A 13,250-nucleotide genomic window follows, 5' to 3' on the forward strand; every position below is an offset into this window, starting at 1 on the left:
TACCAACGGCGTGTGCCCAAGGAGAGACCTATGCCGCCTACCCTGCCCGAGCTAAATTCGCTGTTTGCAGCGCGTCATTCCTGTCGCGCCTTTTTATCTGACCCAGTGCCGCGGACGGTGATTGAACAGATTATCGAAACTGCGCAAAAAGTGCCATCTTGGTGTAATGCGCAACCGTGGAAACTGACCGTTACCAGTGGCGCACAAACAGAATCATTGCGAGGGGAGCTGCTGCGGGCCGCCGATGCAGGTGGCCATGCTCCGGATCTGGCTTTTCCGACTGGTTACTCGAATGAATACCAAGACCGCCGTCGCACTTGCGGTTGGGCCCTCTACGAAGCTGTTGGCGTAATGAAAGGCGACCGCGAGGGGTCAGCCCGGCAAATGCGGCAAAATTTCAGCCTGTTTGATGCGCCCCATTGCGCGATCATTTCCAGCCCGGCTGAGCTAGGCCCTTATGGTGCTATGGATTGCGGCGGCTTTGTTGCTGCATTCACTCTGGCTGCACAGGCTGCTGGTGTCGCCAGTATTCCACAAGCTGCTGTCGCTTCATTTGCGCCAATGCTGCATCAGCACCTTGGCATTGGAAAAGACCGGATCATTCTGTGCGCGATTTCATTTGGATATGGCAACCCCAACCACGCTGCAAATTCATTCAGAACCGAACGTGCTGATTTGGACGATTTCGTAGACTGGCAGGATTGAGCAACAGTAGGAGCTTTTCGTGCTGTGTGGCAGCGGTCTCGGCGCTGCACCCCGTCAATCGCTCAATATATTGCGCAATCTCCATTAGCACTGCTAGTGTGGATGGGACTCGATCTGGAGATCCCAATAATGGCAGATGAATTTGATGTAGGCGGACGATTGAAAGCCATTCGGCAGCAATTTGGCTTCTCTCAAAGACAATTGGCTGACAGTGCAGGCGTGCCTCACGGGCAGATATCCATGATCGAAACCAACAGAAGTAGCCCCTCAGTGGCATCTTTGCGCAAAATATTGGGCGGATTCGGCATTACAATGTCAGAGTTTTTTGAGCCAGATTCCGTTGCAACATCGCAGATCTTCTTCACACCGGGTGAACTGCGCGATCTGACGTCACTGCTGTATCAAGACGGTAAAGACACTCCGCAGAAGATTGCCATCAAGCAGGTTGGCGACGCCAAAGCGCATGGGTTGCAAATTCTTCAGGAACGCTACGAAGCTGGTGCCGATACCGGCGAGACCATGATTGAACATGATGCCAACGAAGGTGGGATTGTTGTGTCCGGGGAAATCGAGATAACGGTTGGCGACACAATCAGTATCCTAAAGGCCGGGGACGCCTATCTGTTCAACAGCCGCGAACCACACCGGTTCCGCAACATCTCTGACCGTGCAGCCGAAGTGATTTCAGCCTGTACGCCCCCCTATCTTTAGATACGCAAGGAACCCAGTATGAAACCGCTTGAAGGTCTGAAGGTCGTCGAACTGGCCCGAATTCTCGCTGGCCCCTGGATAGGCCAATCCCTGGCTGATCTTGGTGCCGAGGTAATCAAAGTCGAAGCTCCGCAAGGCGACGACACCCGCACCTGGGGGCCTCCGTTCATCGAACGCGACGGAGACAAGACAGCGGCCTATTTCTATTCAGCAAACCGGGGCAAAACATCAGTGGTTGCTGATTTCCGCACACCCGAGGGCCAGCAGACCGTACGCGACCTGATTGCCGATGCTGATATCCTGGTAGAGAATTTCAAAGTTGGTGGGCTGAAAAAATACGGGTTGGACTATGACAGCCTGTCAGAGCTCAATCCGCGTTTGGTCTACTGCTCGATCACCGGTTTTGGTCAGGATGGACCCTATGCAAAACGAGCTGGCTACGACTTCCTTTTGCAGGGCATGTCGGGCCTGATGTCGATCACGGGGGAGCCTAATGGGCACCCGCAAAAAGTTGGTGTTGCTGTGACAGATATCGTGACAGGGCTATACGGTACGATCGGTGTTCTTGCGGCAATCGAACAACGGCACACCACGGGCAAGGGTCAGCATATCGACATGTCCCTGCTGGACTGCGCTACGGCCATGCTGTCCAATCAAGCGATGAACTTTCTGGCCACGGGGGCTAGCCCAGAGCGCAAAGGCAATGCCCATCCCAATATTGCACCGTATCAGGTGCTGCCGACCTCAGATGGACACATCATCATCGCCGTCGGCAATGATGGGCAGTTTCAACGGATGTGCGGAGTGCTTGATCGACCTGATCTGGCCAGTGATCCGCGCTATTCCAGTAATTCCTTGCGGGTTGAACATCGCGATGCACTGACCGCCAGCCTGGAAACGCAATTTCAAGGTTGGACCAGCGCAGAATTGCTGGCGGCATTTGAAGCCGCAACAGTGCCCGCAGGGCCAATCAACACGATTGCCCAAACATTTGATGACCCACAAATCCAGTCACGCGGCATGGTGATCACGCCTGAAGGTGTTCCCGGGGTGCGTGGCCCTTGGGTTTTCTCAGACGCGGAACTCGCAACAGAGAAGTCCGCCCCCATTCTGCCCAAGGATTAACAACAAGAGGTCGGCCTTATTTCTTGAGGTCGGCTTCTGCCCCTTTTGGGTAGCGAGAAGCCAACCTTCTTATTGAAATTAGCAACCTGACTTCCGATACTAAAAAGATGGCAGAGCATCATAAAGAAGGTCAGCGTAAAAGGAGAGCCAATCTTGCAGGGCATCCCGAATGGATGGAGTATCCACGCACGCGTCCCAGAGCTTTGAAAGCCGGGGCTGATTACTTTTTCTCAGGCCGGATGTGCAAGAACCGGCATTATAACCTGCGAAAAGTTTTGGGGTCTCGATGTGTTGAGTGTGAAAGCGAAGCACAAGACATTAGCCCAACGCTTGCCAGCTTTATGCGTGACTGGCTGTCCGAGGTATAGCGCCATCCATTTTGGAATACTGTTTTCAAAAAAGTTCACCCGTATTTCCAAAAGAAGCCACAGGGTGACTTGACCTCCATTTTCCTATGAAATAAGTGGTGTTTAGTTGCGCGGGCGTTGTGTAATGGTAAGACCTCAGCCTTCCAAGCTGATGACACGGGTTCGATTCCCGTCGCCCGCTCCAACTCCTCAATCCGCTTCATTCACACCGCAATTGAGTGTTATCTCGTGCAACTGCGCGACAACTGGCGGCTTGACGAACTGTCATTGCGAGGCCATGAACCTAGGCCACATGCAGAGCTTTGAATGCCTGCCCGTTTTGACTGACCAGAGGATCCGAAATGGCGCGATCGCAAGTAGCACCCAATGCGAAAGAAGAGCGTGAAAGCTCTAAGAAAATCAGCGTTCTGGGGGCGCTCTGGCCATTTATGAAGCCCTACCGGTTGTTGATGCTGGCGGCAACATGTGCGCTGGTACTGACCGCCAGCCTATCGCTGACACTGCCACTGGCCGTGCGGCGGGTGGTCGATAACTTCCGGGTCTCGGATACTGAACGGCTAAATCAATATTTTTTGGCTGCACTGGGTATTGCGGCGCTGTTAGCCTTGGGCACTGGATTGCGTTATGCTTTGGTGACCCGGTTGGGAGAGCGTGTAGTCGCTGACATTCGCATGGCTGTGTTTGATCGTGTTATCGGTATGAGCCCGGAGTTTTTTGAAAAGATCATGACCGGCGAAGTACTGAGCCGGATCACGACCGATACAACCCTAATCCAATCCGTATTGGGGTCATCCGTCTCTATTGCATTGCGCAATCTGCTTTTGTTCAGCGGCGGTCTCATACTGATGCTTTTGACCTCGGCAAAACTGGCCGGATTAGTCTTGCTGATCGTACCGGCTGTGATTGTACCCATTCTGGTTCTGGGTCGCCGTTTACGGGTTATCAGCCGGGAAAATCAGGACTGGATTGCCGCCTCCTCTGGTAATGCAGGTGAAGCCCTAACCGCGGTTCAGACCGTCCAGGCATTTACCCATGAACGGGCCAGCAAAGCCCAGTTCGCCGAGATGACCGAGACATCTTATGATGTGTCTCAGCGTCGGATCAAGACCCGCGCATATCTGACCGTGATTGTCATTTTTCTGGTGTTCTCGGGTATCGTTGGGGTGCTGTGGATGGGCGCCATTGACGTCCGCGCAGGCCTGATGAGCGAAGGCACTCTGATTCAGTTTGTGATCTATTCTGTTCTCGTCGCCGGTTCGGTGGCAGCACTGTCAGAGATATTCAGCGAATTGCAACGAGCCGCTGGTGCGACTGAACGGTTGATCGAGCTGTTGAACGCCACAGACAATGTTATCGACCCTGCGTCTCCTAAGGTGCTAGCCAGCCCGGTGCGGGGCGAGATCACTTTCGATGATGTGTCTTTCCGCTATCCGGCGCGCCCCGAAACCCCAGCTTTGCAAGAAGTTTCGCTAACGGTAGCGCCGGGTGAAACCGTGGCTTTTGTTGGCCCGTCAGGGGCTGGTAAAACCACGATCATCCAAATGATCCAACGGTTCTACGATCCCAGCAAAGGCGCTGTGACACTGGACGGGATTGCACTGACCGACCTTCAGCGGGACGAATTCCGCAGGGCCATTTCTCTGGTGCCACAAGATCCGGTGATCTTCGCGGCCTCAGCCAGCGAAAATATCCGCTTTGGTCGACCAGAAGCCACCGATGCCGAGGTCGAAGCGGCGGCGAAAGCGGCGGCGGCCCATGATTTCATTTCAGCCCTTCCCGATGGCTATGACAGCTATGTCGGCGAGCGCGGCGTTATGCTGTCTGGTGGTCAAAAACAGCGCATCGCAATTGCCCGCGCCATCCTGCGTGACGCTCCGGTGCTACTGCTGGACGAGGCAACCTCGGCATTAGATGCGGAAAGTGAACGTTTGGTACAGGCTGCTGTCGATGAGCTGAGCCAGGGTCGGACCACACTGATTGTGGCACACCGTCTGGCAACGGTAAAAAAGGCCGACCGGATTGTGGTAATGGAAGAAGGCCGGATTGTTGCGACTGGCACCCATGATCAGCTGGTGGCTGAGGGTGGGTTGTACGCCCGGCTGGCACGTTTGCAGTTCACCGAAGGGCTGGCAGCGGAGTAAGTCAACACTGCAAATTACGAATTAGAAGCCCTAGCCCGTTCGCCGGGGCTTTTGCATTTTGACCGAAGAGGAACGTGAATGTCTGGCTGCCCCCACAGCAGCCACCAAACATCGACGAACACACTTCCTATAGGAAGCGGCAATCCATTTTTTTGGCACGCCCCTCACGTTGGCCCAGTAAACGGGCTTGCTGATACCAAAATTGCGCAGCGTCACAACCCTAGCTAACTTAAGGTGATCCTTGCCCTTGCTTGCACCTTTGCGATTTTGACCGCATCTTGGAACAAAGCACAAAACAAGCCCGCAACAAATGGGCATCAGGGGAGACACAACATGACATTTGCCGGGTTCGCGGATCGCGATGCGTTGGAAGCAGAGATGCCATTTGGCGAGCGGGATCTACCGGCAACACTGTACGGCCTGTTATCACGCACCGCTTCAAAGTTCCCCAATAACAGTGCTGTCAGCTATCAGATACTTTCTGGCCCCACAGACAAAGCTGAAACTCTCACCTGGAAACAGGTAAAAGACAAAACCACGCAAGCTGCCAACTTGTTCCGCTCTCTTGGGATCGGCGAAAAAGATGTGGTGGCCTATATTCTCCCCAACTGTACCGAGACAATCTTAACGCTGTTGGGCGGGGCTGTGGCTGGGATTGTCAATCCGATCAATCCACTGTTGGAGCCGGAACAGATTGCCTCGATCCTGCGCGAAACCAAAGCCAAGGTTGTGGTGACACTCAAACCTTTTCCCAAAACGAACGTCGCCCAAAAGGTGGCTGAGGCCGTACGCCATGCACCAGGCGTTAACACCGTCCTAGAAATCGATCTCAACCGCTACTTAACTCCGCCGAAATCCTGGATCGTACCGCTGATCCGCCCCAAGCTAGAGGACAAAGACAAGGTTGCGCATGCTGAATACAAGTCCTTTAACAAAGAACTGAACAAGCAGCCCACTTCGTTGACCTTTGCAGATAGTACCGAAGACAGGGTCGCGTGCTATTTCCATACCGGTGGCACCACCGGCATGCCCAAAGTGGCACAACACAAATATTCCGGCATGATCTACAATGGCTGGCTGGGCCATACTTTGTTGTTCACCGACGAAGACAACATCATGTGTCCGCTGCCACTGTTCCACGTTTTTGCCTGCCAGGTAATTTAAATGCCGGCCATTGCTTCGGGTGCGCATGTGGTGTTTCCAACACCGCAAGGCTATCGCGGTGAAGGTGTGTTCGACAATCTGTGGAAACTGGTGGAACGCTGGAAAATCACCTTTATCATCACGGTCCCCACCGCAATCTCCGCCAAAATGCAGCGCCCAATTGATGCAGACGTCTCGACAGTTAAGACCGCATTTTCTGGCTCTGCCCCGTTACCGCTGGAACTATTCCGCCGCTTTGAAGACGCGACAGGCATTTCCATCGTTGAAGGCTATGGACTGACCGAGGCCACCTGTCTGGTGTCCTGCAACCCACCAGCGGGAGAGAAAAAAGTTGGCTCAATCGGCATCCCCTTTCCCTACACGGATGTGAAGATCGTCAAGGGAACAGCTGATGGCCCGATCGAGGCAACTGTGGATGAGATCGGCGAGATTTGTGTCTCCAACCCCGGCGTCTATCCGGGCAATACTTATACCGAAGCCGCAAAAAACGTGGACCTGTATTACTTCGACAAATACCTGCGCACCGGCGATTTGGGTCGAATTGACCCGGATGGGTATTTGTGGATCACCGGCCGCGCCAAAGATCTGATTATACGTGGCGGGCACAACATCGATCCCGCCGAGATCGAAGAAGCTCTGTTGGGGCACGAATCTGTGGCCTTTGCCGGCGCCATTGGACAACCGGATGCCCATTCAGGTGAATTACCCTGTGCCTTTGTTGAACTTGTGGATGGTGCAAGTGTCAGCCCCGAGGAATTGCTCGAGTTCTGCAAGCTCCATGTGCATGAGCGCGCCGCTATTCCTAAACATATGACAATTATGGATGAGTTGCCCAAAACGGCAGTTGGCAAAATTTTCAAACCAGATCTGCGACGTCATGCGATTATCCGCGTTTACAACGATGCCCTGCTAAAGGCCGGTCTGGCTGCGCGCGTTGAAAACGTAGTTGATGACAAAAAGCGTGGTCTGGTGGCTCAGGTCGAGGCCAACGGCATTGATCAAGCCAAAATTTCACAGGTACTGGGGGGCTTTACACGCCCATGGGACGTGATTCCTGTAGAATAAGGCTCTGAATTCACCAACAACGAAAAGCGCTCTGGGGCGCTTTCTTTGTTTCGCGTTTTTGCACAACTTGTTCTAGGCTCGAACAAACTCAGCAGGGGATCTGAGATGGATTATGAGCGATTGATAGATGCCGAGACCTGGGCATTTATCCGAAAGACAGGTGAGAGCTATGCAGATGATGCTGTTGAGCTAAGCATTGCAGAGCAACGAGATGTGTATGACGCAATGTGCCGCGACTTTCACGTCGCACGTCCGGCGATAGTCCAGACCGAAGATCTGTTAGCAGACGGCGTACCGGTCCGGCACTACTGGGCTGGCGACCCGACCCGCACCGTCATGTATTTTCACGGTGGTGGCCTTGTCGTTGGAGGGTTGGAGAGCCATGATGACATCTGCGCCGAGATCTGTGCGCAGACCGGCTATCGGGTGATTTCAGCTGATTACCGATTGATCCCGGAGCATAAACACCCTGCCAGTTTTGACGACGCCTGGACTAGCACACAGTGGGCAGCCAACCAGTTTAACGATGGTTTGGTCTTGGTGGGCGACAGCGCTGGCGGCAATCTGGCCGCAGCCGTAGCCCAACATGCACGCGGGCGTCTTAGCGAGGTGTTGGGTCAGGTTCTCATTTACCCCGGGCTTGGCGGTGATCTTGTTTCTGGTTCGTACCACCAACATGCACAGGCCCCGATGCTAACCCGTGACGAATGCATGTATTATCAACAGTTACGGTTTGACGGACCGGTCCCCGAGAACGACCCTACCAGTGCCCCGCTGCAGGACAGTGATTTTTCAGATCTCCCACCAACAGTGTTGATCAGTGCCGATTGTGATCCCGTGCGTGACGACGCACGCCAGTATTGTGAAAAGTTGCTGGCAGCCGGGGGCCGCGCCCACTGGATCAATGAGCCGGGTTTGATCCATGGTTTCTTGCGCGCCCGCCACACAGTCGGTCGGGCAAGAAACAGCTTTGAACGTATTTCGGCAGCGATTGAAGCGCTGGGGCAGGAAATTTGGTCCTACGACTGACCCGCCTTGTCCATAGGATGCATTCCCAGATCACAAATTGCGCGTTCAAACATGTGCTGCCAAATGATCAATCAACGCGCGGATGCGAGCCGTCAGATGTCTGCTTGGGGGATAAACGGCATACAAGCCCACGACTCTGGCTTCTTCCTTTTCAAATAGGATCTTCAGTTTACCAGTCTCCAAGAATGGCAAAACGGTGTAGTATGGGATACGCCCAATTCCGAGCCCATCTGCGGCCATATTGGCAACTGCCAGCGGAGAGTTTGCACGAAAACTGCCTGATACCGGGATCGCCTGGATGCCGCTCCCGGTCTTAAACTCCCAACTATCGTTGGTGCTGGCGAATGTCCGTAGCAGGCAATTATGTGTCGCCAGTGCGGCAGGGCTTTTTGGCTCACCATGCTGGTCTAAGTAGTCTGGGGACGCGCAGCAAACAATCCGCATGTCCAACAGTCGACGTGCAACAAGGCTCGAATCTTTCAGATCGCCAAAGCGTACAGCGAGGTCATATCCTTCTTCGATGATAGAAACATGATGGTCTGACAAATGCAGTTCTATAAAGACTTTTGGATGCGCAGCCTGAAATGGCTTCAACATCCGCACCAGTTGCGAAGATCCAAAGCCGGTTGGCGCTGTAATCCTGATACGCCCGGCCAGTTCAGATTGTTTTACCTGCACCAACCCTTCTAGTTCATCGAACTGCTCCAGCAACGGCACACATCGGTCGTAATATGCGCGCCCTGTTTCAGTCAGAGTGACGCTACGTGTTGTTCGATTGAATAGCTGCGCACCAAGCCGTTCTTCGAGTTGTGCCACGTATTTGCTGGCCAGCTTGGTACTGATCCCCACTCGTCTGGCCCCTTCAGTAAAGGACTGGTTTGCCGCAACCGCCGCAAAAGTCCGCATGCCTTGCACGGTATCCATTATCGCCACCACGTTCACAAATATTGAACAAGTAAGTATATTATCGCCACAACGAATTCAAGCTAGACCTATGTCATCGCCGGGGACAGGCCCTGGCACCGACAAAGGACGAACACATGTCTAACGCCATACGTATTCACGGCTTCCCTCTTTCCGGCCACTCTCACCGTGTTGTGCTGTTTGCCAACCTTGCAGGGATCAACCACGAGGTGCTGACTGTTGACCTCGCCAATGGAGCCCACAAGAAGGACGACTTTCTGGCCAAAAACCCTGCAGGTCAGGTGCCCGTAATTGAAGATGGTGAAACCGTAATCAGCGACAGCAACGCCATCTTGGTTTACTTGGCTCGTAGATATGCCCCCTCTTACATTCCGAATGATCCAGCAGAAGAAGCTGCCGTTCAAAAATTTCTGACCCTTGCAGCGGGTGAACTGGCCTTTGGTCCAGCTGCAGCACGGTTGATTAACGTCTTCAAGGCACCCTTAGATGTCGATTTCACCCATGCGACTGCAGCCAAAGTTCTCGGAAAGCTCGAAACCCATTTGCAGGGCCGTGACTTCTTGGTTGGCGACACGCCAACAATTGCTGACGTAGCAATCTATAGCTACACCGCTCATGCCCCAGAAGGCGGGATTACTTTGGAGCCCTATCCAAATGTTCGTCGTCTGCTGGCCAATATCGAGGCCCTTGAAGGGTTTATCCCGATGCCGACTACACCAGTGGGACTACGCGCCTCCTCTGCGGCCTGACCCATCTGCCCGGCCGATCTTATTTTGGCCGGGCCCCCCTTCCAGTTTCTCTATGAGGCCAGCCATGACCGATCAGGCTCCATTCCCGCAATCGCCATTTCATGCTGGTGAACAAGAGGCACAGGATCGTGTCGGCAAACGCGCCTCTATGGAGGCCTTTGGTAAAGTAGCGATCCGCCCATTCATGCCGGATCAGCACCGGACATTTTTTGAACAGCTCCCGTTTGTTGTTCTAGGCAGCGTTGATGAACAGGGGTGGCCTTGGGCCTCCATTCTGACCGGGGGCAACGGGTTTGTAAGGTCGCCCAACAGCAAGCGCCTTGACCTTGTTGCCAGGCCGATTCCCGGTGATCCATTGCAGGCCTCCCTAAAAAACGGTGCGCCCATTGGCCTGCTGGGGATCGAGATCCCCAGCCGCCGTCGCAACCGGATGAACGCGCAGGTAATTGAGAAAACCGACGGCGGCTTTTCTCTTGGTGTGACGCAGTCTTTTGGCAATTGCCCACAATATATCCAGACCCGAGATATTGAATTCATTCGCGATCCAGCAGCACCAACAGAGTGGTCTGCCCCCAACAAATTTACCGATTTGGACCAAGCCGCCATCGATTTCATTGAAGGCTCAGACACGTTTTTTGTGTCCAGTTTTATCAGCCCTACCAATGGCCTGACGGCTGAAGGGGTCGACGTATCACACCGTGGTGGCAGAGCGGGATTTGTCAAAGTCGACGGCAACACGCTGACCATCCCGGATTACTCCGGCAATAACTTTTTCAACACCATTGGCAACTTTTTGGTCAACCCCAAGGCAGGCCTCATCTTTCCGGACTTCGAAACCGGTGACCTGCTGATGTTGACTGGTACGGTCGAATTACTGTGGGAGGATCATCCAGAGGTCATTGCATTCAAAGGTGCTGAGCGGGGGTGGCGATTCACCCTCGACCACGGGCTGCACCTCTCTGATGCGCTGCCGTTTCGCGCACAGTTTGGGGAATGGTCACCTAATTCTCTACTGGCCGATGACTGGGCCACGTCTGATGCACGCGCAAAGGTCGAAGAGCAGCGCAAAGCATGGCGAACTCTGCGCGTGGCCAAAATTGAAGATGAAAGCAGCGCCATCCGCTCGTTCTATCTTGAAGCCACTGACGACCAGCCGTTGCTTTCTTATGAGGCTGGGCAGTTTTTAACTATTCGCGTACGCCCTGATGGGACTGGACCGCAAGTCCGGACATATACCCTGTCTTCAGCCCCGGCAGATCCGGCCTATAGAATTTCCGTAAAGCGCGAACCCAGCGGCATCGTGTCTAAGCACTTGCATGACAATCTCATCGTCGGAGACACTATTGAAATCAAGGCCCCCAAAGGCGCGTTCTACATTGATGCGCTGGAAAACCGCCCGGCTGTTCTACTCGCTGGCGGTGTCGGGATCACGCCTATGATGGCAATGACCCGCCATGTCCTAAACGAGGGCGTTCGTAAACGATACCTACGCCCACTAACTGTCTTCCATGCAGCGCAGACGACAGAGCAGCGCGCATTCGCACAAGAGTTTCGCGCAGCTGAGGCTGAATCCACTGGGAAAATCCGCTATGTTTCGGTGATCGGACACCCCACCGAAGCTGAGGTTGCGGGCGAGGATTTTGATGCATCAGGGCGCATTGATGTAGATACATTACGCGCATATCTGGTGCTTGATGATTATGACTTTTTCCTTTGTGGTCCTTCGTCTTTCATGCAGGCGATGTACGACCTTTTGCGCGACCTCGGTGTTGCCGATGCTCGAATTTTCGCAGAGTCATTTGGCCCAGCAGTTCTGAGCCGAAGGGTGGATGCACAAGAGCAACTGCCAACACAACCACCGGAAGCTGAGATGGCGGTAGTTAAATTTGAAAAATCTGGCTTTGAGCAACAATGGGAAACGGGCGATGGAACCCTGCTTGAAACAGCTGAGGCCCATGGTTTGACCCCAGATTTTTCGTGTCGGGCAGGATCTTGTGGAAGTTGTGCTGTCAAAAAACTGTCAGGTGAAGTCGCCTATCGAACGCTACCAACTGCCAAGGTCGCAACCGATGATGTTCTCATCTGTTGCGCAGTTCCGGCCCAAGGAAGCAGCACTTTGGTACTTGACCTTTAGTCTCTACAGGTGATCGTTGAGACCGTTTTAGCGATCACCTTAGGTATATGGAAAACGAAAGAAATTCAGCAAGCAAGACAAGATGAACGTTTTATCTTGTTGAAATACACTGATGCATCCAGTCACAAAAAACCGACACGTTTGAGTTCACTTGGTTACTTGGCGTGACCAGAAAGTACTGGTTTTTCGTCACCAGCGTTTGCGCGTTCAGCAGCACCAACTTGCCGTTGGCAAGCTCCTCTTCGATTAAATATGTTGGCAGCAACCCAACACCAAGCGAGGCCACTGCCCCAGCGATGATCATCGAAAACTGATCAAAGTACTTTCCGACCAGCACCGATGTTTGCGGCAAGCCCGCAAGATCAAAATAGGCTTCCCATGCTGTGGGGCGGGTGGTCATGTGCAACAAAGGGGCCGCTGCAAATTTCTCAACGGTATCCATTTGATGTCGCTTCATGAGATCTGGGGAAGAAACTGCAACCATTGTTTCCGAACAAAACGGAGCCATATCAGTATTTGGCCAGTCATCTCGGCCAAAGTGAATTGCGAGGTCGAAATGTTCAACATCCAGATCGAAAGGCTTCAATCGCGTTGACAGGTTAATTTCGATGTCCGGGTGTTGTTCGCTGAACAACGGCAAGCGTGGGATCAACCATCGGCTCGCAAAGGCTGGCAAGCAGGCCACACGCAATGCGGTTCCTTTTGCGCCACCGGCAATGGCGCGCATCATTGTGCGCCGAATGTTCTCCAAATCAATTGTCAGTTCCTTGGCCAGGCTTTCTCCGGCCTGTGTCAACACAACGCGACGCCCGACCCGACGAAAAAGCGGTGTGCCAATTGTCTGCTCCAACTCCTTAACCTGTCGACTGATCGCGCTTTGCGTCAGGTGAAGCTCCTCTGCGGCCAAGGTGAAACTACAATGTCGAGCTGCCGCTTCGAAACTGCGTAGCACAGAATGTGACGGAAGAATGCGACGGGGAGTACTGTGCAACAGAACCTCTTCAAGTGTGTAGATGTGATTTGCGTGAGAAAATTGCCGACAAATCAGCCTCTACATGAGTTTTAGGAATGTGTTGATGAATAACCATGGTTTGTCGCCAGGGTCAACATCAACGATCAATATCGCAAACCTGAA

General features: G+C 53.5%; 9 protein-coding genes, 1 tRNA gene and 1 pseudogene. 9 read left to right on the forward strand and 2 right to left on the reverse strand.

The features are described from left to right. Positions 1 to 30: 30 nt before the first annotated feature. The 7 genes and pseudogenes from FEE96_RS19850 to FEE96_RS19880 all read left to right on the forward strand — a co-directional run bounded on the left by FEE96_RS19850 (position 31) and on the right by FEE96_RS19880 (position 8,308). The gene (locus FEE96_RS19850) at positions 31 to 705 is read left to right on the forward strand and encodes a nitroreductase (protein ID WP_138164865.1); all 675 of its coding nucleotides are present in this window, start codon (positions 31 to 33) and stop codon (positions 703 to 705) included. Positions 706 to 834: 129 nt separating this feature from the next. Further along, on the forward strand, positions 835 to 1,416 hold the full coding sequence (locus FEE96_RS19855; protein WP_138164866.1) for a cupin domain-containing protein: 582 nt from the start codon (positions 835 to 837) through the stop codon (positions 1,414 to 1,416). A gap of 18 nt (positions 1,417 to 1,434) precedes the next feature. Next, positions 1,435 to 2,541: a CaiB/BaiF CoA transferase family protein gene (locus FEE96_RS19860; protein ID WP_138164867.1), complete on the forward strand. Its 1,107-nt coding sequence runs from the start codon at positions 1,435 to 1,437 to the stop codon at positions 2,539 to 2,541. Positions 2,542 to 3,019: 478 nt separating this feature from the next. Next, positions 3,020 to 3,093: transfer RNA gene (locus FEE96_RS19865), tRNA-Gly, on the forward strand. Between the two features lie 157 nt (positions 3,094 to 3,250). Further along, positions 3,251 to 5,050: an ABC transporter transmembrane domain-containing protein gene (locus FEE96_RS19870; protein ID WP_138164868.1), complete on the forward strand. Its 1,800-nt coding sequence runs from the start codon at positions 3,251 to 3,253 to the stop codon at positions 5,048 to 5,050. A 333-nt stretch (positions 5,051 to 5,383) separates the two neighbouring features. Then, positions 5,384 to 7,279, forward strand: a pseudogene (locus FEE96_RS19875) (acyl-CoA synthetase). 105 nt (positions 7,280 to 7,384) lie between these two features. Continuing rightward, positions 7,385 to 8,308, forward strand: coding sequence for an alpha/beta hydrolase (locus tag FEE96_RS19880; RefSeq protein WP_138164869.1), 924 nt, complete (start codon positions 7,385 to 7,387; stop codon positions 8,306 to 8,308). Between the two features lie 45 nt (positions 8,309 to 8,353). On the opposite strand, the gene FEE96_RS19885 is transcribed toward FEE96_RS19880, so the two are convergent. Beyond that, positions 8,354 to 9,232, reverse strand: a complete 879-nt coding sequence (locus FEE96_RS19885) for a LysR family transcriptional regulator (RefSeq protein WP_138164870.1) — start codon at positions 9,230 to 9,232, stop codon at positions 8,354 to 8,356. Between the two features lie 116 nt (positions 9,233 to 9,348). On the opposite strand from FEE96_RS19885, the gene FEE96_RS19890 reads away from it, so the two are divergent. Continuing rightward, entirely contained in the window at positions 9,349 to 9,981 is a 633-nt protein-coding gene (locus tag FEE96_RS19890) for a glutathione S-transferase family protein (protein WP_138164871.1), read from the forward strand. A gap of 64 nt (positions 9,982 to 10,045) precedes the next feature. Next, complete coding sequence (locus tag FEE96_RS19895) at positions 10,046 to 12,115, forward strand: FAD-binding oxidoreductase (protein WP_138164872.1); 2,070 nt, start codon at positions 10,046 to 10,048, stop codon at positions 12,113 to 12,115. 91 nt (positions 12,116 to 12,206) lie between these two features. Here FEE96_RS19895 and FEE96_RS19900 read toward each other — a convergent pair whose 3' ends face one another. After that, the gene (locus FEE96_RS19900; protein WP_138164873.1) at positions 12,207 to 13,106 is read right to left on the reverse strand and encodes a LysR substrate-binding domain-containing protein; all 900 of its coding nucleotides are present in this window, start codon (positions 13,104 to 13,106) and stop codon (positions 12,207 to 12,209) included. Positions 13,107 to 13,250: the final 144 nt, after the last annotated feature.

Origin of the sequence: Parasedimentitalea maritima (genome assembly GCF_005771405.1) — a bacterium.
Taxonomy (GTDB): Bacteria; Pseudomonadota; Alphaproteobacteria; order Rhodobacterales; family Rhodobacteraceae; genus Parasedimentitalea; species Parasedimentitalea maritima.